This window comes from Shinella sp. GW821-FHT11G07, from assembly GCF_058808115.1.
On sequence record NZ_JBXARJ010000016.1, the window covers coordinates 39,477 to 61,672 of the forward strand.

Below are 22,196 nucleotides of genomic sequence, written 5' to 3' on the forward strand. Positions count from 1 at the left end.
GTTTGCGAGAACGAGACGCGCAAGGCAAAGACGCGCGTGTGCGTGAATCTGAAGGATCGCGACACGCGTTAGCGGGTGGCAGCTAGTGCCATCCCGCCCAGAATGCGTGTTGGAAGAAAGACGACCAGCGATGCGGCCCCCTCGAAGACGGATGCGCCATCGGCGAGGCTGGCCTGGTTTGCAGGCCCCTGATCGTCCCTGAGCAAGCTGCGCATCAGCTCGTTGTTGTTCACGAGATCCATCAGCGCCGGCGAACTTGCAAAAACGTTGTGCGTGCCGCCATCGATGTCGGAGGCGTCGACAACGGCGATATCATTTTTCTGCAGCATGGGAATGTCGGAACCACTGCCGACGCGCGGATGGCCGCCCGCCAGACGCCTGGAAATTCCGAGTGCCCGATCACGCCGCGAAACAACGATGGTGAACGGCTTGGGGAGCGTGCCGATGTCGCGCATCTGGCTCTGGAACACATCGACGTCGATATCCGGAGCGGCAAGCACCACGCCGCCTATTCGTCCCAGGGTCTTGCGACGGCCGGTCATTGCCAGGTCGCGCAAGGCCTCCATCACAACATAACTCCCCATCGAGTGCCCGACCAACAGAACTCTGCGCGCCTTCGTCTGTCCGGCAATTTCGATCGCCTCGGCAAGTCCCGCCCGGCCGAAGATAGCGCTGTCGCGATCGAAGACGTAGAGCGGGAGCGAGCCGCCCGACGGCCATGCATAGTGGAGCGAAACCGCCCTGATGTTGTAGTCATGCGCAATCTGTGCGTTTCGAAAAACGCTGTCGGCGATGTTGTTGTTGTAGCCGTGGATGAAGATGACGATTTCGCGATCTTCCGGTGCGCGCTGGGCTAGCGCCGCATCGAGTTGTGCGATGAATTGCAGCCTCCCGTCGATCGGCCGGTATGCCTGCGCGGCAAAATGCCTGGCCGGATCTGGCAAGCGGCTACTTGTCTCGACCCTGCCCGATACATGGTTTCTGGGAATCCCAATGTCGAGTTTCGCAAAATTCAGCGTCATCGACCGTCCCGAGGAATAGGGCAGGGAAGGATTGTCCGAAGGATTGCGCGTGGTCGCGAGGTAGATGCTTTCCGTAGACTTCGGCTCCGCGCCGGATGCCAACGGGGGGCCAAGAATGGCGCGGCCGCCACAGCCCGTCAGCGATACCAGTACTATCAGAAGAACATACAGTCGTACGGCGAACATGATTCGACTCAAGTTGGCAGACAGGCTTGCAATCCTATGAACTGTAATACGCTGGGCTAGCAACCGCCCCGAAGCCTTATTTCGTACATTTCCCAACTGCAGCGAAAGAATTTTGTTCTCGCCGTCAAGGTGATGCACGGGGTTTCAGTTCGTCAACCCGTGATACCCGCCCTTATGGGTTGCGAAATCTGGACGCAAGGCCTGCGCACGGGATTCTATGCTGATCACTTCGCGCCTTGAACCGCACTATAGTGCCAGTATGGGCACTGCGTTTCGGATCGCTGCGCAACGGGGAAGCCTGCGAAAAAATTGAGGAAGGCCAATGGCTTCGGTTTCTGCGCAGAACCTAAATCGCCCACGCTGATCAGGATGCTGCGGGGATCGATGGGAGCATTCGACGTATTCAGCCGCTCAGAACCCTCGCCCGCGGCTGCCGGATCCGCAAATGTCTTGCCAGGGCGTGTGGCTATCGGTGGCTCGATTGACTCTCGATTTCGATGATTTGCGTTAACGACCGATGTGCGGCGGCAGGGCTGTCGCGCCGTATTGTATCTGGAGAATTCGGCATGAAAACACGTCTCGCAACTTCTAGATACAACGCTTTCTTTGGCCTGGCGGCAACGGTTTTGGCGGCCTTGCTCCTGGTCGGGTGCCAGGGCGAGGACGAGGCGCAAGACCTGCCGCCCAGGCCGGTCAGGACCGTCACCGTGTCATTCAATCCGGAGGATACGTTCGGTTCGCTTGTGGGCGAAATTCTCCCGCGTACGGAAACGAGCTTCAGTTTCCGGCAAGGCGGCGAGGTCCGAGAGCGCGATGTCGATGTTGGCGATCTTGTGGAAACTGGAACCGTTCTGGCCCGCCTTGATGCCGAGGATGCCCAGGACGCGTTGCGCAAGGCCGAGGCCAACGTGTTTTCGGCCCAGTCACAGTTACAAAATGCGGAAACCGAGCGCGCACGTCACCAGCAGCTCTATCCACGCACCTCCACACGCCAGGCGCTCGACAATGCTATTGCGCAAGCCAACATGGCGCAGGCTGGCGTTGATGCCGCTCAGGCCGGCCTGCGGATCGCCCAGACGAACCTCGACAACCGCGTGCTCACGGCGAACGCCAATGGCGTCGTCACGGCGATCGGCGGCGAAGTCGGGCAAGTCGTCGGCGGTGGCCAGATGGTCGTGCGCGTCGCCCAGCTCCAGGAGCGCGACGCTGTCTTCGCGGTGCCGGAATCGACGATCCAGTCGACCGGCAGCGACGTGCGCGTCGAAGTGCAACTCCTCAGCAACGCCAATAGCAAGGCGACGGGAACGGTTCGGGAGATCGCGCCGACCGCGAACCCCATCACCCGCAACTTCACGGTTCGCGTCAGTCTCGATTCGGCTTCGGATGATTTCCGGTTCGGCAGCGCCGTTCGCGGCACGATCCGGCTGGCCGGCGCACCGGTGGCGCGGCTGCCGATTGCAGCGTTGTTCAGCCAGAACAACCAGACCGCTGTTTGGGTCGTCGATGCTGCCACCAGCACGACGAAGCTCGTGCCTGTCGAGGTTCAGCGCTTCGACACGGGGCATTTCCTCGTCACCAAGGGGTTGGCGAGCGGAGATAGGGTCGTGGTCGCCGGCGTTCAGCAGTTGCGCCCGGACATGAAGGTTCGGCTTCTGGAAGGAAATGTGCAATGAACGAGGGCTTCAATCTCTCGGAATGGGCGATCCGGCGGCAAAGCCTCATCATCTTCCTCGTCCTTCTCAGCGCGATCGCCGGCGTGATCTCCTATGTCAATCTCGGCCGCGACGAGGATCCTGAATTCACCTTCAAGACGATGATCGTTTCTGCCGCCTGGCCGGGCGCCACGATCGAGCAAACCACCGACCAGATAACCGACCGGCTTGAGCGGACGCTGGAGGAAGTTCCCCACCTCGACAATCTGCGCAGCCTGACGACTGCCGGCCAGTCCGTCATCTACGTGACGCTCGACGATTCGACGCCGCCCGATCAGGTCGGGGAATCCTGGTACCAGGCACGCAAGAAGGTCGGCGACATTCAGGCGACGCTGCCAGCGGGCGTGCGGGGACCATTCTTCAACGATGATTTCGGCGACACGTTCGGCATTATCTACGGCTTTACGTCGGAGGGCTTCAGTGACCGTGAGGTCCGTGACTGGGCATACGAGGCACGTACCCGCCTGCTGACGATCGACAATATCGGTAAGGTTCAACTGATCGGCACCCAGGACGAGACGATCTATATCGAGTTCTCGACGGAACGGTTGGCGAGCCTCGGGCTCAGCGCCTCGAGCGTGATCGGCACGATCCAGGCGCAGAATGCCGTTCTGCCATCCGGTCTGATGACCTCCGCCCAAGATCGAACGATTCTGCAGGTGTCCGGCAGCCTCGTGGACGAGAACGATATTCGTAAACTGAATATTCCCACGTCCTCGGGCTTTGTGCGGCTCGGAGATATCGCGAGCGTCGTGCGCGGCACGGTCGATCCGGCCCAGCCACGGTTCCGCGTCAAGGGCAAGCCTGCCATCGGCATCGCCATCTCCATGGCATCGGGCGGCGATATCCTGCAGCTCGGCGAGCACATCGCCGCGACCATGCGGACGTTTGAGAACGAACTGCCGATCGGGATCAACCTGACGCAGGTGGCGAGCCAGCCGGCCGTCGTCACAACGGCAATCCGCAGCTTCACGACATCGCTGCTTCAGGCTGTCGTGATCGTGCTCGGCGTCAGCTTTCTGGCACTTGGCGTGCGCGCCGGTCTCGCCGTTGCCGTCTCCATTCCGCTCGTCCTTGCGCTGACATTCCTGTTCATGGACATCACCGGCATCGCGCTGCAGCGCGTCTCCCTCGGTGCGCTCATCATAGCGCTGACGCTGATGATCGACGACACGATGGTTACCGTCGAGACCATGATGGCCAAGCTCGAACAGGGCTATGACCGTGTCAAGGCGGCTTCCCATGCCTATACCTCGACGGCATTCCCGATGCTTGCCGGCACGCTCGTGACGATCGCGGGCTTCATTCCCGTCGGTTTCGCCAGCAGCTCTTCCGGCGAATATGCACGCTCGCTGTTTCTTGTGATCGGTTTTGCACTGATTGTTTCCTGGCTGGTCGCTGTATTGCTGACCCCTGTGGTTGGCCTTGTGGTGCTGAAATCCGTTCCGGCATCGGGAAAGAAAGAGGACGGTGCCCTGCTTCGCGGTTTCAAGAACATTCTCCGCACGTGCATGCGTCTGCGCGTCGCCGTCATTCTCGGCACCGTCGCGCTGTTCGTCGTCGCCCTTCTTGCATCCTCGGCAATGAACCGGCAGTTCTTTCCGTCATCCGATCGTCCCGAGTTGATATTGCAGCTGACGCTGCCGCAAAGCGCATCGCAGGACGCAACCGCTGATACCGTCGCGAAGGCGGAAGAGATCCTCGCTGCCGACGAGGACGTGGCCGATTGGAGCTTCTATATCGGCTCGGACCCCGTTCGGTTCTATCTTTCGATGGATCTTCAGGCCCCTGCGCCTTGGCGCGCCCAGGCAGTCGTGATCGCCAAAAGCGTTCAGGCGCGCGAAGCGCTGCAAGCGCGTCTGCAGGAAGAACTTGACGAGAAGCTGCCGGATATCATTGTGCGCGTATCCCCGCTGGAGATGGGGCCGCCGGTTGGCTGGCCGGTTCAATACCGGATCAGTGGTGGCGACATTGCAGGCGTGCGCAATGTGGCCTGGCAGGTTGCAGACGCCATCGCGACGATACCAGGCGTGGTTCAGCCGAATCTCGATTGGAACGAGCCGGTTCGCAAGATCGTCATCAATGTCGATCAGGACCGCGCGAGACTGGTCGGGCTGAATTCGTCGGTGATTGCCCAGACACTCTTTGCGACCGCCTCCGGGCTGCCGATCACGCAGGTCCGGGACTCTATCTATCTCGTCAATGTCGTCGCGCGGGCGACGGCGGAGGAGCGTATCGACGTCAACACGCTGCGCTCCCTTCAGATTCCGGTAGGGCCGAACCATACGGTGCCGCTCTCCAGCATCGCCACGATCGACTACCAGACGACCCAACCCATCATCTGGCGCCGCGACGGCTCCACAGCCATCACCGTGCAGGCCGATGTGTCGGACGGTGTCATGGCGGCCGGTGTTGTCGAGGAAGCACAGGAGAAGATTGACGACCTGCGCCGGGCGAACCCGAACTACACGATAGCTGTCGGCGGGGCTGTCGAAAGCGCCGAAGATGGTTTGAGCTCGGTCGTCGAAATGCTGCCCGTGATGGGGGTCATCATCCTGATCGTGCTGATGTTCCAGCTCCAGAGCGTACAGCGCCTGCTGATCGTCCTCAGCGTCGTGCCCTTGGGATTGATCGGCGTCGTGCTGATCATGTTGATCACCAATACGCCGGTGGGCTTCATCGCAGTGCTCGGCATGATCGCGCTTATCGGCATGATTACCCGAAACTCCGTCGTATTGATCGACCAGATCGACATGCGCATGGAGGCGGCGGGGCGCTCATGGGAGGGGGTCATAGATGTCACAGCTCAACGGCTGCGGCCCGTCTTCCTGACTGCCGGATCGACGATCCTTGGCATGCTGCCGATTATCCGCGATCCCTTCTGGTCACCGCTCGCCTTCACAGTTATCGGCGGTCTGGTGGTGGCTGCAGCCCTAACGCTGATTTTCCTGCCGGCGCTCTATGTTCTCTGGTTCCGCATTCCGGCCGAAGCCGAACCGGCCCGGGAAGAGGCGGCCCTGCCGCACCCAGTGGTAGCGGGGGGCTAAGGGCAGAGTTACGCGACGCAATCTGAAAACCTCTGCAAATTGAGGAGGATTTCCTATGGCAAAAACAATGGATCAAGCGCCGGATTCTCGCGTGACCGGGCCGGGGATGCAAGGGTTGGTTCGACTTAAAGAACATCATCAAATGAGGGACGCAATGCGCAATCGCAGGATTCTGCGCTAATTCCTTCCGGTCATTCGTCGATATGATTTGAGGCATGCGCATTTCGCGTGTTCAGAGTTTTTGTCATTGGAGTGGCCATGTCTGATTTGATCGCGATCGTTTATCCCACCGAAGCAAAAGCCGAGGAAGTACGCCAGCGCTTGTTCGGGCTGCAAAAAGAATACCTGATTCAACTCGGGGACGCCGTCATTGCGGTCAAGACCGACAATGGAAAAGTGAAGTTGAATCAAATGGTCAACACCACGGCGGCGGGCGCGACGTCGGGTAGCTTCTGGGGATTGCTCATCGGCGTTCTGTTCCTCAATCCGCTCGTCGGTGTGGCCGTGGGCGCTGCGTCCGGCGCCATCGGCGGTGCGCTGACAGACGTCGGCATCAACGACACCTTCATGAAGGATCTTGCCGGCAACCTTCAGCCGGGCAATGCAGCGTTGTTCGTCCTGGTCCGGGAGATGACCGCCGACAAGGTCCTCAAGGAAATAGCGGGCTACGGAGGCGTGGTCCTCAAGACGTCCCTCGACGAAACAAAGGAACAGGTTCTGCGCGACGCATTGCAAAAGACCGCGTCAGCCGAGTAATTTTTAGCACTCAATACCGGTATCCCGATGGGGCCGACGTTTGACTAGGAGCGCGCCGCTAAAGCCAGTTGCAGGAGAGTAAGGAAGCGCTTTCAAAATGCCGGCGGGGTCATGCTCGCTGACCGTGATGTCAGCGCAGGCAATACAGCAAAACTCTGGCGTGCGGCGTCAGGCGCCTGATGGTGCGTACGTTCGCCAGAGTATTTACCGTCTCGTCGTGTGGGGATGTGCGCTCGTAGCTGGACCGGCGCGCGATCGCATTTGCACTAAACTACATCTCGCTTCTTGGACTGTCTGCCGCAAATAGATTTTCGGACATCTTTGCGAAAGATATGCAGTACAATTGTGCTAGTGGTGTGCAGAGGGATTGGCTCGATATTTTTCTATACAAAAAACTGAATTTTCGATGTGATTGCCAACCATTAACTGACGGGACTTCTCTGATGTAGAATTTGATTTTACAATGAATAAGGCATGTTATTGTTGATAAATGCAAACGAGAAGTACGGCTATGCCTCGCAGTTAGCCCTCTGATTTGGAGCATTGATTCGCTGGGAGAAATGGAATGGCGGCGTGTTGCTTTTCTGTTGTGATAATCGACCTGGCGGCAGGTTCTTCGCCTTCCTTCGTTCGTGCTAGAGACATTTCCATAGAACAGCGCGGCCTCTGCTGCGAGCGGAGTTCACCACTCGAAATGACCACCCGCTCCGTTTCGGCCTGTCCGGCGACGTGGGGTGCAGCTCCGCCTCGCGTGACTATGGCCACGAACAAGAGCGGCAAACCACAACACGTGCCCTTTTTGCGAGTTGCGGCCGATGGTTCTGTGTATTTCGGCGGAGGTGTGTCGGTGCTTGCAAATGCGGTTTTTGGTTTTTCGAAAACGCCTCCCGTCGGCGATTTGATCACGCTTGACGAAATGGATGCCGCATCAAGGGAGGGTACGACCGCACTTCACTGAAAATCGGCACACCTGGTTTCGGGATTTTGGGGAGAATCCATGCGGACTGAAGAACAAAACGTATATGCCGTTGTCGCCAGCGCCATGCCGGCGCTCGGGGTGTCTGGCGCTATGCACCTCGAAGAACTTCCGGCGGGGCATAGGGCCGAGGTGGCATCGCATCTGCCATCCTTCGAATTTTCGGTTGAAGGGCTCGCGCAATCGGACCAGTTCGCTGCTTGGCATGACACTTTTGCGCCTATGCTCGAACTCACCCAGGTCAATCACACAACCACGGAGTTCCGCGGCAGGCAGAAGCTCTGGGATCTGGGGAGCCTCGTCTTCGCGCAAATCAGCACAGACGAACTCGCTTTCACCAGCTTGCCGGGGCATGTCAGGCGGGACCCGCTTGACCACTGGACGATAACGCTGTTGCGGTCTGGAAAAATCAGGACAGACTCTGAGAGAAAGGCGTTTGCATGTGGTCCTGGCGAGGTCCAGATTCATACGCTTGGTCGTCCGTTTGTCGGTGAGGTCTCGAATAGCGAGATGCTTATGTTGTTTGTGCCGCGTGATTTCGGCCACGAAACGGCGCTTGCCCTCGGCTCTGCGGAACTCTCGAAACTCGAGACTGGGATGGGGCGACTATTTTCGGACTACTTGATAGGCGTCGCCAAGCGACTGCCCACGCTTACTCAGAAGGATCTGCCCGGGTTGGTGGCTGCCACGCGCGCCATGATTCTTGCCTGTGTATCTCCGACGCCCGAAAATATCGAGGGCGCGGAGGAGCCGATCACCGGAGCGCTTCTCGAAAGGGCTCGGAAAGTCGTGCAGATGAAGTTGCTCGATCCGCGATTGGGCGTAGAATCGGTGCGGCGGGAACTCGGCGTTTCACGCACAAGGCTTTACAACCTTTTTGAGCCGTTTGGCGGTGTGATGCACTATATTCGGCATCGCCGTTTGCTCGATGCGCATTCGGCCCTCGCTGATTCTGACGACCAACGTCTCATTCTCAGGATCGCCGAAGAGTATGGGTTTTCTGATGGCGCCGAATTCAGCCGGGCCTTCAAGCGCGAGTTCGGTTATAGCCCAAGCGAAGTGAGGCGGGGAGGGTGTAGCGCTGGGTTACGCCTGCAAGACAAGCGTCGAACGGATTGCACCGACGAGGAACGATTGGGCGTACTCCTGCGCCGATTGCAGGGATAGATCGCGTTTCCTGTCGAGATCATCGCGCGGGCGATGTGACTAGGTGATGTCAGGTTAGCTGGGGATGAAGCTGGCATCACGGGCACATAGGCCGCCGAGTAGCCGCCCGCATGAGACATCAGCAGTCGCTCACAGCGAAAAATTGATCTGTCCATCGCCTTCAAAAAGCCGTCTACGTCGCGCGGGCTCTTGTTCCCTTCCAGTGCAGCCTGGCGCGTTTCCTGCGTTTTCGTCGGAGCCTTGCCGGATGCGATGACGGCCTACGTCCAAGGTATTAGTTGCGGCGTCATTTTACGCCGTCTGTTCTAAGCTCTCCTCCGAACTCACATGCGTCTACCCCTTTCAGACGACCATCTGCGTCGGATTTCGCATGGGACAACAACGCAACTCACAATTCGTCTCAATCGCCAATTTGTGCAAACTGCGCTCTATTTAATGTTCACATACAGCGGCCAACGCCAGCAGGGAGGTAGCCATGTCGGTAGATCGGAAGCCTGATATGCGGATTAACCGAGCGAGGCGTCATTTTCTTGGCGTGTCGGCAGCCACGGGTGCCCGTCTTGTAGCGGTGGGCTCCCTGGCGGCAACGTTGCTTCCTTCCGTCGCCCAGGCATTGGGAACCAAATGGTGGCAAAAAGGCGGGGGTGGTCAGGGCGGCATGTGCTTCCTGGCCGGAACCTCGATCAGGGCGGCGGCCGGCGAGGTATGTGTCGAAGACCTTCGCATCGGTGATCTGGTCGAAACGGTGGATGGCGAGGCCAAGCCCATCAAGTGGATCGGATATCACGCCTTCCGGCGTAGCGGCCGTCACTGGAGCAAGAGCGTGATGCCTGTTCGCATCGCTCGCCATGCCCTTGACGAGAAATCGCCGCAGCGGGATCTTTATGTCTCGCCGGGCCATGCGCTGTACATCGACGGCGTCCTGATCCAGGCGGCCGATCTCGTCAACGGAACCTCGATCACGCAAGCGGTGCCGGAAGGTGTCGAGACGCTCGCCTACTTTCATATCGCCTTCACGGCGCACGAAGGCATATTCGCCGAAGGGGCCGCAGCCGAGTCGCTGCTGCTCACGGATGGCAATCATGAGATATTTGCGAATTTCGCGGACTATGCCCGCCTCTATCCGGACGACCCGCAGCCCGCGATGGTGCCGTTTGCGCCAACCGTCAACTATGGCGGACGCGAACATCTGAAGGCCTTGGTCCGTCTGGCGGCACCACGATTTTCCCCGACATGCAATCACGCTCGACGGCTCTATGAGCGGATCGCCGAGCGTGCGGAGAATTCGGTGGCTTAGCCAGTCCCCTAAGCCGGGGCACATGTTGCGTTCCATGTCACGCTTGTCTGTGCTGTGTGGCGCGAAACGGTTGAAAGTCGGCTGTTCTGGCCGGACCGGATCTTCGCTACCAACACAACAGGCGCTTGCCGGCCTTCTACGCGTGGATGGAGGCGACGAGAGCCGCAGCCGCCGAGATTGCATCCTGCTGCCACGGCCGCAGCTCCTGCCCGTAGTAGCTCTGGAAAACCGGCAGGAAGGGATCGTCGATGTGGGTTCTGATGCCGGAGAGCTGTTCCATGACGGCGAGGCCGCAATAGGGTACGTAGGCTGCGGAATAGCCACCTTCATGCGACATCACCAGCCGCCCGCCGCACAGGTCGTCGGCGGTTTCCATCAGCATGCGCGTCATCTCGCGATAGGTATCGCTGTGCAGCATCATGCGGCCGAGCGGATCGGCGCCAGATCCGTCGAAGCCGGAGGGCACGACGATAAGGTCAGGCTTGTAGGCCTTGAGCGCCGGCAGAACCACCTGCTGGAAGGCTGCGATATAGGCGCCGTGGCCGCTTCCGGCCGGTAGTGGGATGTTGAGATTGTAGCCGTAGCCGGCATCCGCACCGCGTTCCTCGCGGTCGCCGCTGTCGTGCGGATAGAGCCGCTCCTGGTGCAGCGAGATCGTCAGGACGCCGGGATCCGTCCAGAAGGCGGCCTGCGTGCCGTTGCCGTGGTGCACGTCCCAGTCGACGGTCGCGACGCGCTCGAAGCCGTGTTTCTTGCGGTTCTTCAGGATTGCCACCGGGACGTTGCCGAAGAGGCAGAAACCCATGCCCTTGTCGCTTTCGGCATGGTGGCCCGGCGGGCGCACGAGCGCATAACCGTTGTCGAGTTCGCCCGAGAGAACCTTGTCCATCAGCGCATAGGTCCCGCCGGCGGCAAGGCAGGCGATCTCGTAGCTGCCACGGCCGAAGGGCGTAAGGTAGCTCGCATCACCGCCACGATCGTCGCTCAGCGCCTTGATGCGGCGGATGTAGTCGCGCGTGTGGAAGAGTGCGAGGTCATCCTCGTCCACCGGCGTCGACTTGACGCTGACGAGCTGCTCGGTGAGGCCGGAAACCTCCATGAGGTTGCGGAAGCGCCGCTTCGTCTCGGCGTTTTCCGCATGCTCTCCCGGCTCGACGGTAAGTCCCGCCGGAAAGAATTGCGCGGCAGCGCCTGTATCGTGCCAGAGATAGAGTTCGTGAAAGTTCCAGCCCGTCTTCATTGCTCGCTCCCGTTCAATTGCCGATGGTTACCCACACGCCCTTGCTCTGCGTGTAGGAGAGGATCGCATCCATGCACTTGTCGCGGCCGTTGCCGCTTTCCTTCCAGCCGCCGAAGGGCAGCTGCATGTCGCCATTCATATAGCTGTTGACGTAGACCATGCCGGCTTCGACATCGCGGGCGAAGCGGTGCGCCTTGCCGAGGTCGCTGGTCCAGATGCCGGCCGCAAGGCCGAAGGGACTGTCATTGGCGATCGTGACCGCCTCGTCGTAGCCCGACACCGGAATGATGCTGGCGACCGGGCCGAAGATTTCCTCCCGTGCGATCGTCATGCCGTTGTCGACGCCGGTGAAGATTGTCGGCGCGACATAGGCGCCGTGCTCCAGCCCCTCCGGCACACCGCCGCCGAGAATGCAGTCCGCGCCCGCCTGCCGGCCGATAGCAATGTAGTTCAGCACGCGCTGCTGCTGTTCACGGGTGACGAGCGGACCCATCGTCGTCTTGTCGTCCAGCGGGTCGCCGGGCACGTAGCCGCTTTTCGCCTGCGTGATGAGCGCATCGGTGAAATCCGGCACGATCGACTGTTCCACGATGATGCGGGAGCCGGCGCAGCACACTTCGCCCTGGTTTCCGAAGATGCCCATGGCGGCCCACCAGGCGGCCGTTTCGAGGTTTTGCGCATCTGCGAGCACGATATGTGGTGACTTGCCGCCGCATTCGGTGGCGACCTTCTTCATGTTCGACTGGCCGGCGTAGATCAGCATCAGTTTGCCGACCTCGGCCGAGCCGGTGAAGGCGATCTTGTCGACGCCGCCGTGCAGCGCCAGCGCCTTGCCGGCCTCCGCGCCGAAGCCGTTGACCACATTGAGCACCCCGGCAGGGCCGCCTGCTTCCACGAAGAGGCGTGCGAGCAGGAGGGCGGACAGCGGCGACTGTTCGGCGGGCTTCAGCACCACCGAATTACCCGCTGCGAGGGCGGGCGCGATCTTCCAGGCCGTCATGAGCAGCGGATAATTCCACGGCACGATGCAACCGACGACACCGAGCGGCTGGCGGATGACATAGGAGAGCACATCGTTTGCCGTGGAGCCGACACTGCCCTCGATCTTGTCGATGCATTCGGCGGTGAAGCGGATGCAGGTCAGCGCCAGCGGGATATCGACGGTGAGCATTTCCTGGATCGGCTTGCCCATGTCGATCGTGTCGAGCAGCGCGAATTCCTCGGCGTGTTTCTCGATGAGATCGGCAAAGCGCAGCATCACGGCCATGCGGGTTCGCGGCGCCAGGCGTGACCAGGCGCCGGACTTGAAGGCCTTGCGCGCCGAAGCCACCGCAAGATCGATATCGGCCGCATCGCCGCGCGAAATGGCGGCGATGACGCTGTCGTTTGCCGGATTGATCGTCTCGAACTTGGCGCCGGAGATTGCCTCGCGGAAATCCCCGTCAATGAAGAGCCGGCCCTCGAACGAGAGCTTTGCGGCCTTGTCGTGCCACCGGCCGGTGGATGCGGCGATGTTCATAAGTGTCTCTCCTTAGCCGGCGAGGATCATCTGAGCGGCGCGTTCGGCGACCATGATCGTCGGTGCGTTGAGGTTGCCGGACACCATCTTCGGGATGACGGAGGCGTCGGCGATGCGAAGGCCTTCGAGACCGTGGACCTTGAGCGTCGCGGGATCGGTGACGGCCATCGCATCCGTGCCCATGCGGCAGGAGGAGGATGGGTGGTAGAGTGTGGTCATGTGGCCGCGGATATAGTTGGCGATCTCGGCGTCCGTCTTGCACTCCGCGCTCGGGCTCACCTCGTAGTCGACCAGGTCCCTGATCGGCGACTGCTCCATGATGCGGCGGTTGATCTTGATGCCTTCCACCATGGTGGCGAGGTCGAGGCCTTCCGGGTCGCTGACGAAGTATTTCGGGTCGATCGACGGATACTCGATCGGGTTTGACGAGCGCAATTTGATCTCGCCACGGCTGTTCGGCCGCTGGAGGGTGGAATGCGTGGTGATGCCTGATTGGCCGCCGAGGAAGCGGGCATAGTCGCGGTGCGGGCTGATTGCGCCGTAGAGCTGGAGGTCGGGCTCGACGCCGGGGCGGCTGCACACATGACCGCCTGAGGCGACCCAGGGCGAGGTGCGGATGCCGGTGCGCCGGTCGCGCCATTCCGTAAAACTGTCGGCGATGATCTCATCCGTCCAGGCGCCGATGCCGAGCGCCTCCTTCGTATAGAAGGTGATCGGGATGTTGAGGTGGTCCTGCAAATCCTTGCCGACGCCGGGCAGGTCGTGAACCGGATTGACGCCAACGGCCTTCAGCTCGTCGGCCGGGCCGATACCGGATAGCATGAGGAGCTGGCACGAGCCGACGGCGCCGGAGGAGAGCACGACCTCGCTGTCGGCATGGGCCGTCTCCGGCACGCCATCGACCAGATATTTGACGCCCTTGACGCGGCCGTTCTCGATGATGAGCCCGGTGACGAGCACGCCGGACTTGACCGTCAGGTTGGGCCGTTCCAGCGCCGGGCGCAGATAGGCCTTGCCGGTGCCCCAGCGTTCGCCGTCCTTGATGGTGAACTGGAAGAGGCCGACGCCTTCCTGCGTTTCGCCGTTATAGTCGGCATTGTAGGCATAGCCTGCGGCTTCCGCGGCCTCGATCCACATGCGCTCGTATTGATCGACATAGGGCACGTTGCCGATATGCAGCAGGCCGTCATTGCCGTGATAGGGGCTGTCCTTGATATCGGCATTGGCTTCCGACTGGAGGAAGACCGGGAAAACGTCCTTCCAGCCCCAGCCGGCGCAGCCCATGGTTTCCCAGGCGTCATAGTCGGATGGAAGGCCGCGGATATAGATCATGGCGTTGAGCGCGCCCGAGCCGCCGATCATCTTGCCGCGCGGCCAGAAGATGCGGCGTCCGCGGCAGCCGGCTTGCGGCTCGGTGTAATAGCCCCAGTCCGAGCCGGTGTTGAACATGGTCACCCAGTCGGACGGGATGTCGGAGGCGATGGGGGCAGCGCGACCGGCCTCGAGCACGAGGACCTTGCGGTTGGGGTCGGCGCTCAGACGGTTTGCGAGCACGCAGCCGGCCGAACCGGCGCCGATGATGATCGTGTCGTACATGATACTCCTCATTCCCCGGCCGCGGCCGGCTTTTCCTGAAGCTTGGTCCTGGGGGCGGCACCATTTCGATGCCGCAGCCAGTGCACGAGATCGCTGATCCGGCCGACAAGGCCCTTCGGCATGAGCAGGATCGACAGCGTGATGATGAGACCGAGGCCGAGCGTGCGGAACTCGCCCGCCTCGCGCATCAGCTCATCCGCCGCGACCAGAACGATGGTGCCGACGAGCGGTCCCCAGAAGGTGCCCACGCCGCCGACCACCGTGATCGCAATGATGAACATCAGCTGCGACATCGACAGGATGCCCGGGCCGATCGCCTGGAAATGCGCGGCGTAAAAGCCGCCGGCAAGGCCGGTGAAGAAGGCGGAGATGCCGAACACCAGCAGCTGTGCCTGGAAACGGTTGACGCCGCGCGCCACCGCGTAACCCGGATTGTCCTTCAGCGCCCTGAAGGCAAGGCCGATCGGGCTTTTGACGATGATGTAGGTAACGATCATCGTGATGGCGAAGAGGGTGGCGATGATCGCGTAGTTGCCGACCAGCCATTGGCCTTTCAGCAGCGCCCGCGTGCCGAGATCGCCGAAGCGCGCGAAGCCGACAGCACCGCCGGTGAACTGCCGGCAGATCGAGCCGACCATGACGAAGCACTCGGTATCCGTGACGATCAGCAGATACATGGTCTGCGCGATCGCCAGCGTCAGCAGCGCGACATAGACGCCGGTGAGGCGAAGGCAGGCGAGACCGACAATGAGCGAGAAGACGGCGGCGGCAAGCGCGCCGGGCAGCAGTGCTGCCCAGACGTTCCAGCCGAAATAGAAGCAGATCATCGCGGTGACGTAACCGCCGAAGGCGAACATCGCCATCTGGGCCAGCGAGAACACGCCGGCAAAGCCGAACAGCAGGTTCCACTGCGAGGCGATGGTGGCATAAAACAATGCCAGCACGATCTGGCCGAGCACGTAGCGGCTATCGACCATGAAGGGCAGCGCCACCGCGGCCGCGATCAGCAGCAGGCTGACGAGGAGGTCGAGGCGGGCGGAACCGGAAATGCCTTTGGATCTTGAAATCTGGATCATGGCGGCCTCACATGCGACGGATCTGGACCCGGCCGAAGAGGCCGGCGGGCCGCCAGATCAGGACGGCGATGACGACGAAGAGCAGCGTCGGGAAACCCCAGCGCGCACCCGCGACATACTGGACGAAGGCTTCGAGCAGGGCGAGGCCGAAGGCCGCGGCGACAGCACCCGGCAGATTGCCGAGGCCGGCGACGACGCACATGATGAAGGCCTTCAGCATCGGGTCGTTGCCGAGCGGCGGCGACAGCTGCGTCATGGAGCTCACCATCACACCGCAGACCCCGGCAATGGCGCCGGACAGCACCAGCACCTGGAAATAGACGCGGTTGACGGCGACCCCCATCAGCTGCGCGGCATCGCGGTTCTGCGCCGTCGCGCGGATGGCACGGCCCATGCGGGTCTTGCCGAGCAGCAGCGCGATGACGGCCATCAGCGCGATCACGACGAAGACGATCAGCATGTTCTGGTAGGGCAGGCTGACTGGCCCGAGGATGAGCGATCCGGTGGCCGAGATCGGCTGCTTCAGCGGTTGGCCGCCATAGGTGAGCAGGATGGTGTTTTCGAGCGCGATGCCGATGCCGACGGTGGCGATCATGACGTTGGATTCGAACGTCGCCTTGTCGTTCTTCAAGAGGTTGCGCACGATCAGGATGTAGAGCAGCCCTCCAGCGACGGCGCCGACGACGATGGCGCCGATGAAGCCGACGAAGGCCGGCAAGCCGAGCGCCGTCGAGAACGTGTAGGCCGAATAGCCCCCGAGCGTCAGCATGGCGGCATGTGCCATGTTCAGCATGCCCATTGAGCCCCAGACGAGGGAGAGGCCGACGGTGGCGAGCGCATAGAGGGCGCCCGTCGTAAGGCCCGCGATGAGGATGGCGGTCAGGATGTCGAACATCAGCGTCAGCCTCCGAGATAGGTTGCGAGGAGCTCGTCGCGGGCGAGAAGCTCGGCGGGCGGGCCGGACCAGACGATGACGCCGTCGTCGAGCAGGTGGAGGTGGTTTGCGAGATCGGCGACGCGGGCCGGGTTTTCCTCGACGAGCAGGATGGTGCGCCCGCTTTTCGAGAGTTCCGCAATAACGCCGTAGATCTGCTCGATGATGAGCGGCGCAAGACCAAGCGAGGGTTCGTCGATGAGCAGGATCTGTCCGCCCATCATGAGGCCGCGCCCGATGCCGACCATGCGGCGCTCGCCGCCGGACAGCGACGAGGCGACCTGGTTGCGCCGGTCGGAGAGTTTGGGAAGCAGCGTGAAGACTTCGTCGAGCCGGCGGTCGATCTCCGCCTTGGAGGGCGCGAGATAGGCGCCCATCAGCAGGTTTTCTAGCACGCTCATCTCGGGAAACAGCATGTCGCCCTGCGGCACATGGGCAATGCCAAGTGCTGCGATCGCGTGCGGCTTGGAAAGCGTCGGCCCGCCGTTGATGCTGATTGCGCCCGAGGTCAGCGGCACGAGACCGGAAATCGTCTTGAGCAGCGTCGACTTGCCATGGCCGTTGGGGCCGACCACGGTGACGAAGTCACCGGCCGCGATATCGAAGGAGATGCCCTTGATGACTTCCAGCTCGCGGTAGCCGGAGACCACGTTGGAGAGCCTCAGAAGGGGAGCTTTAGCAACATTGCTCATGCCTGCACCTCACCTTCCGCGAAGAACGTCTTGAGGCGCTTGCGGGTGCCCTCGCCGAGATAGGTCTCGACGACGACCGGGTCCTCCGCAACCTCTTTCGGCAGGCCTTCAAAAATCTTCTTGCCGTGGTGCATGATGAGGACGCGGCTGGACAGCGCCAGCAGGAAGCGCATGACGTGCTCGATGAGCACGACGGTGAGACCGTCCGCCTTCAGCCGCTCCACAAGGCGGATGATATGGTCGATCTCGGTGGTGTTGAGGCCGCCGACGGGCTCGTCGAGGAAAAGCAGCTTCGGCTTGGTGGCGATCGCGCCGGCGATCATCAGCAGCTTGCGGTCGAGCACCGGCAGTTGCGCCACCGGTGCATCCGCCTTGTCGGCAAGGCCAACGAATGCGAGTGCGGCGTCCGTCTGCTCGCGCACGTCCTTGCCGAGTTTCAGGCCGGGAATCGCGCGGCGGGCGCGGCCGAAATAGGCGGCGATGTCGATGTTCTCGCGCACCGTCAGGCTTTCGAAGGCCGCGTTGAGCTGGAAGGTGCGGGCGATGCCGTACTGGCATATCCGGTCCGCCCCGAGCCCGGAAATATCGTGACCGTCGAAGACGATCCGGCCGTCCGTCGCTGGCGTCACGCCCGTCACCACATCGAAGAAGGTCGTCTTGCCGGCGCCGTTCGGGCCGCCTATGCCGACGATCTCGCCCGGGTGCACCGTCAGCGACATGCCGTCGACCGCCGAAAGCGAGCCGAAGCGCTTCACGACGTTTTCGCATTCCAGCAAGGGTGTCCTGCCGTTTTCCATGTTCCGCTCCTTGGCCTCATCGGCACCGGCCGGTTGCCCGGCCGATGCGCAGATCCAGCGCCGTCCTGACGAGCCGTCTATTTGATCCAGGGCGGCAGCAGGAATTCATCGGTCGCGTAGAGCACCGGCGCGATGAGCTTGGGATCGGTCTTGTAGTCCTGATGCTGCAGGAACTGGTGCGGCATGCCGAGCGAGGGGTCGGCAACCTGCGTCGGGTAGCAATAGGCCGATTGGCCCGCCGGGTCGGCGCGGTAGGTGCCGTTGACGCCGCGATAGACATTGCGACGCATCACGGCGGCGACCTTGCTCACCTGTTCCTTGTTGAAAGGCTCGCCTGGTCCCCCCGCAATCGCCGCGGCGATCGCCCACATCCACAGGCCGTCATAGGTCTGGGAGCCCGTGATATAGGCCGAGTTCGGGCCGAATTTCGCGCGATAGGATTCGCGGAAGGGTTTTGAGAAGTCATCCGGCAGGCAGCCGACGACCGTCGAATAGATGACGCCGTTGATGCTCTCTCCGCCGATCTCGCGGAAGGCCGGAAGCGACGGGCCATACTGCATGTAGATGAGGCTGTTGATCGGTTGCGCGAGGAACTGCACCATGAACTGGGCAAGATCCTGCGGCAGGAAGTGGGTGACGATAATCGCGGCCGGCGGATCCTGGCGCAGCTTCGCGAGTGTCGGGCCCCACTGGTTCGTCGGGAAGGGCACGGTCTCGAACAGGCTGACCTCGAAGCCGAAATCCTTGGCCTGATCGCGGATCGCGTTGGCGATAACGATCGAATATTCGTTGGCCGAGGGGATGATGGCGATCTTCTTGTTCGGCGCCGTCCACTTGCCGCCTTCCGAAAGCGTCTTCAGGAAGTTGAGGCAGCCCGGGCCGTACCAGAACTCCGGCGGATCACCCTGGAAGGAGCCGTAGTAGCGTTCCGGATCGGTCTTGAACTTCTCATTGTGCGAGATGAGCGTGTTGTAATGCATCATGATGACATCGTTGTCGGCGGCGATGTCCATCTCGATCATGTTGGTGCCGAGATTGTAGCCGTTGATGATCACCGGCGCGTTGTAGCGGTCGACCAGGCGCTGCATGGCCTGCGAAACGAGGTCGGCACCCATTTCCTTGGTGTCTTCGATGTGGATCTCGACCGGACGGCCGAGAATGCCGCCGGCGGCGTTGATCTCTTCGGCCGCAAGGTCGAGCCCGTTCTTGAACTCGATACCGTCTGCGGCCGCGATGCCGGACATCGGCAGCGCCGAGCCGATCGCGATCGGCGACGTTTCCTGGGCGCTTGCGGACTTGTTCATGTCGGCAAGAAGCATCCCGCCGGCTGCGCCGGCTCCCAGAGCTCCCTGAAGCATTGCACGTCTATTCATCATAACGGTTACCCCTTTTATGGTTGGTTGTGTTCGTCATGCGTCAATGGGTGCTTACGTGGAGAAGATCACCTCCAGGTGGGCGGCGGCGGAAAGAACGCGGGCGTCATCGCCCCGCGCGCCGATGATCTGGAACCCGACCGGCAGGCCTGCCGCGGTAAAGCCGCAGGGCACCACGCAGGCCGGCTGTTGACTGAGGTTGATCGGAAAGGCGAAACCCGCCCATTCCGTCCAGCGGCCGTAAGCGCTTGCCGCCGGAACCTCGAGCCCGGCGTCGAAGGCCGGCAGCGCCGTTGCGGGCGAGACGAGGAAGTCGTAGTCGGCCAGCAGCAGATCCATCGCCGCTCCGTATTCACCGCGGCGCACCTGCGCGAGGACAAGCTCCGTCGAGCTGTAGGCAGCACCGGCGCGGGCGATCTCCAGAAAGCCGGGGTCGATGGCCTGGCGGTCGGCCTCGGGGATCGAGGAGAGGCGTGCCGCGGCGCCCGTGAACCAGTGATGGTGAAAGAGGTCGAGAAGATTGTTCGCCGGCAGGTCGACCGGCTCCACGATGGCGCCGGCAGCCGAGAGTTTCGCAACCGTGGCATCGACCAACCCGGCAACTTCCGGGTCGAGCGTTCCCGAGGCCGGTTTCGACCAGTAGCCGATACGCTTGCCCGAGAGGTCGACCGGAGCGTCATCGGCGAGGGCAACGAGTTTTCCGGCGCCCTGCGTCCAGTCGCGCAAGTCCCGGCCGGACATCGCCTTCAGCATGGCGGCGGTGTCGGCAGCGCTTCGCGCCATCGGTCCGATATGGGCGACGGTGCCGAAGGCGCTCGGCGGATGGGCCGGCACCCGGCCGAAGGTCGGCTTGTGCCCGACAATGCCGGTAAACGACGCCGGAATGCGGATCGAGCCGCCGCCATCGGTGCCGAGATGGAAGACACCGGCGCCGACGGCTGCCGCAACGGCCGCTCCACCCGACGAACCGCCGGGGGTCTTCGCCCTGTTCCAGGGGTTGCGGGTGACGCCGAAGAGCGCGCTGTCGGTGATCGCCTTCCAGCCGAATTCCGGCGTGGTGGTCTGCGCGATGAAGACGGCACCCGCCTGGCGCAGGCGAGCGACGGATGGCGCATCTTCCGCTTGCGGGTGTGCCGGCGTGGTGGTGCTGCCGTAGCGCACGCTCCAGCCTTCCACCCAGACGATATCCTTCAGCGTGGTCGGCACACCATCGATCTCGGAAAGCGGCGCACCATCCTTCCAGCGCTGCTCGGAGGCGCTCGCTGCCGCAAACGCGCCCTCACGGTCTATATGGGTAAAGGCGTTGAGATCGGCATTGACCTCTTCCGCGCGGTCCATCGTGGCCTTGGCGACCTCGACCGGCGAAAGGGAGCGCGTGCGATAGGCCCCTGCCAGTCCGGCAGCATCCATACGGCACAACTCGCCCGCTCCTTCGAGAGGGTTTTGAAAAGGCATGCGGTCGTTCCCCTGGTCTTACCTGCATCTGCGGCAGGCTTTCTGTTGGGGGCAGAATGAACCTTTCCTTTGCTTTCACAAAATGTATTCTTTCGCGTAAGTTTCTACATTTTATGGAACAAGACGCGATGAACCTGACAACCCGGCAGTTGCGTTATGTTTGCGAAGTGGCGAGCCTCGGCAGCGTGCAGGCAGCCTCGAAGGCGCTGCACATTTCGCAGTCGTCGATCCTTGCCGCGATCACGCTTGCCGAAGGGGAGATGGGTGCGCGGATCTTCGAGCGGCGGCCGGCGCGCGGCGTTCAGATCACGCCTGCCGGCGAGCGCTTCATCAGCGCGGCGCGCATCATGCTGTCGGCGGCGACCGAATTCGACCGAGCGATCGGCGACCTTGCGGACCGCGTGCCGAAGGTGCTGCGTATCGGCTGTTTCGAGCCGTTCGGCGCGCTCTTCATGCCGGAAATGCTGCGCATGTATGTCGACAATGTCGGCGACGTCGAGATCGACCTTCTCGAGGGCGACCAGGTGCGGCTGCAAGCCTGGCTGGCGGAGGGCATCATCGATCTCGCGATCCTCTACGACATCGGCGCGATTACCACCGGCACGATGACGAAGATCTGCAAGGTGCCGGCCCATGCGGTGCTGCATGTCGACGACCCGCTCGCGACGCGGGACGCCGTCTGGCTTTCCGACATCGCAACGCGGCCCTTCGTGCTGCTCGACATGCCGCAGACGGCGGCCTACCTGCTCACCCTTTTCGACATTCTCGCAAAACGCCCCGAGGTACGCTTCCACACCCGGTCCTACGAGACCGTGCGCTCCGCCGTCGCCTCCGGCTTCGGCATGTCCATCCTCAACATGCGCCCGATCGGCCGGGCGACGGCCGATGGCCACGCCATCGTCCGCCTGCCGATCCTCGACGAACTGCCGCCGCCCTCGGTCATCATCCTCGATCCCTACGGTGGCTCGAAACCGCTGTTCGTACGACTCTTCATCGAAATCTTTCGGCGGTTCTTCCGAGAAGTGGGCCCTTCGCGGTTCTCGGTGACCACACGAGAGCGTGAAGCTTCGCTTCTGTGGGATTGAACGCATCCCGATCGGTTATGCCACCCTTCTCGCCTCTCGATGAGATCCGCTAGCTGGTTTGCGTTCTCCTTTAGAAGGGTCCCACTTGGGAGAGGTGTACCAAACACCATTCGGCCAATGAAATCGCTCATGGCCGAATTTTCCTGTTTCCAATCATCGGCGGCTCCCATCCGAGAGGATTCGGGCGTCAGCGTCTTTATGGCTTTATGCGATATTGACAAATCGTGATTCAGAATGTCTTATTGCTATATCGATATATAAATATC

At 61.8% G+C, this 22,196-nt stretch carries 16 protein-coding genes; 6 read left to right on the top strand and 10 right to left on the bottom strand.

Features of this window, described 5'->3' with window-relative positions; translation table 11 throughout:
- Positions 1-68: 68 nt before the first annotated feature.
- Complete coding sequence (locus AC1RT2_RS25805; protein ID WP_493106570.1) at positions 69-1,208, bottom strand: alpha/beta hydrolase; 1,140 nt, start codon at positions 1,206-1,208, stop codon at positions 69-71.
- A gap of 566 nt (positions 1,209-1,774) precedes the next feature.
- On the opposite strand from AC1RT2_RS25805, the gene AC1RT2_RS25810 reads away from it, so the two are divergent.
- From AC1RT2_RS25810 to AC1RT2_RS25830, 5 genes are all read left to right on the top strand, one after another.
- Positions 1,775-2,881, top strand: a complete 1,107-nt coding sequence (locus AC1RT2_RS25810) for an efflux RND transporter periplasmic adaptor subunit (RefSeq protein WP_493106571.1) — start codon at positions 1,775-1,777, stop codon at positions 2,879-2,881.
- On the top strand, positions 2,878-5,967 hold the full coding sequence (locus AC1RT2_RS25815; protein WP_493106572.1) for an efflux RND transporter permease subunit: 3,090 nt from the start codon (positions 2,878-2,880) through the stop codon (positions 5,965-5,967). Before AC1RT2_RS25810 ends, AC1RT2_RS25815 begins: the two co-directional genes overlap by 4 nt.
- 258 nt (positions 5,968-6,225) lie before the next feature.
- Positions 6,226-6,723: a DUF1269 domain-containing protein gene (locus tag AC1RT2_RS25820; RefSeq protein WP_069057809.1), complete on the top strand. Its 498-nt coding sequence runs from the start codon at positions 6,226-6,228 to the stop codon at positions 6,721-6,723.
- A gap of 1,069 nt (positions 6,724-7,792) precedes the next feature.
- Complete coding sequence (locus AC1RT2_RS25825; RefSeq protein ID WP_493106724.1) at positions 7,793-8,866, top strand: helix-turn-helix transcriptional regulator; 1,074 nt, start codon at positions 7,793-7,795, stop codon at positions 8,864-8,866.
- 475 nt (positions 8,867-9,341) lie between these two features.
- Complete coding sequence (locus tag AC1RT2_RS25830; protein WP_493106574.1) at positions 9,342-10,163, top strand: Hint domain-containing protein; 822 nt, start codon at positions 9,342-9,344, stop codon at positions 10,161-10,163.
- Between the two features lie 136 nt (positions 10,164-10,299).
- On the opposite strand, the gene AC1RT2_RS25835 is transcribed toward AC1RT2_RS25830, so the two are convergent.
- From AC1RT2_RS25835 to AC1RT2_RS25875, 9 genes are all read right to left on the bottom strand, one after another.
- Positions 10,300-11,403 carry a class II histone deacetylase gene (locus tag AC1RT2_RS25835; protein WP_493106576.1) on the bottom strand — a complete coding sequence of 368 codons (1,104 nt, stop codon included), beginning with the start codon at positions 11,401-11,403 and terminating at the stop codon, positions 10,300-10,302.
- A gap of 13 nt (positions 11,404-11,416) precedes the next feature.
- Positions 11,417-12,922, bottom strand: a complete 1,506-nt coding sequence (locus tag AC1RT2_RS25840; RefSeq protein ID WP_493106578.1) for an aldehyde dehydrogenase — start codon at positions 12,920-12,922, stop codon at positions 11,417-11,419.
- A gap of 12 nt (positions 12,923-12,934) precedes the next feature.
- A complete protein-coding gene (locus tag AC1RT2_RS25845) occupies positions 12,935-14,518 on the bottom strand; it encodes a GMC family oxidoreductase (RefSeq protein ID WP_493106580.1) in 1,584 nt (527 codons plus the stop codon).
- 8 nt (positions 14,519-14,526) lie between these two features.
- Positions 14,527-15,594, bottom strand: coding sequence for a branched-chain amino acid ABC transporter permease (locus AC1RT2_RS25850; RefSeq protein WP_493106582.1), 1,068 nt, complete (start codon positions 15,592-15,594; stop codon positions 14,527-14,529).
- Between the two features lie 7 nt (positions 15,595-15,601).
- On the bottom strand, positions 15,602-16,489 hold the full coding sequence (locus tag AC1RT2_RS25855) for a branched-chain amino acid ABC transporter permease (RefSeq protein WP_069057815.1): 888 nt from the start codon (positions 16,487-16,489) through the stop codon (positions 15,602-15,604).
- A gap of 5 nt (positions 16,490-16,494) precedes the next feature.
- Positions 16,495-17,220 carry an ABC transporter ATP-binding protein gene (locus AC1RT2_RS25860; RefSeq protein ID WP_069057816.1) on the bottom strand — a complete coding sequence of 242 codons (726 nt, stop codon included), beginning with the start codon at positions 17,218-17,220 and terminating at the stop codon, positions 16,495-16,497.
- Complete coding sequence (locus AC1RT2_RS25865) at positions 17,217-18,017, bottom strand: ABC transporter ATP-binding protein (protein WP_069057817.1); 801 nt, start codon at positions 18,015-18,017, stop codon at positions 17,217-17,219. Before AC1RT2_RS25865 ends, AC1RT2_RS25860 begins: the two co-directional genes overlap by 4 nt.
- A 77-nt stretch (positions 18,018-18,094) precedes the next feature.
- On the bottom strand, positions 18,095-19,321 hold the full coding sequence (locus AC1RT2_RS25870) for an ABC transporter substrate-binding protein (RefSeq protein ID WP_493106585.1): 1,227 nt from the start codon (positions 19,319-19,321) through the stop codon (positions 18,095-18,097).
- Positions 19,322-19,444: 123 nt separating this feature from the next.
- On the bottom strand, positions 19,445-20,800 hold the full coding sequence (locus AC1RT2_RS25875) for an amidase (RefSeq protein WP_493106587.1): 1,356 nt from the start codon (positions 20,798-20,800) through the stop codon (positions 19,445-19,447).
- Positions 20,801-20,973: 173 nt separating this feature from the next.
- Here AC1RT2_RS25875 and AC1RT2_RS25880 point away from each other — a divergent pair, with 173 nt between their 5' ends.
- Complete coding sequence (locus AC1RT2_RS25880) at positions 20,974-21,930, top strand: LysR family transcriptional regulator (RefSeq protein WP_493106589.1); 957 nt, start codon at positions 20,974-20,976, stop codon at positions 21,928-21,930.
- Positions 21,931-22,196: the final 266 nt, after the last annotated feature.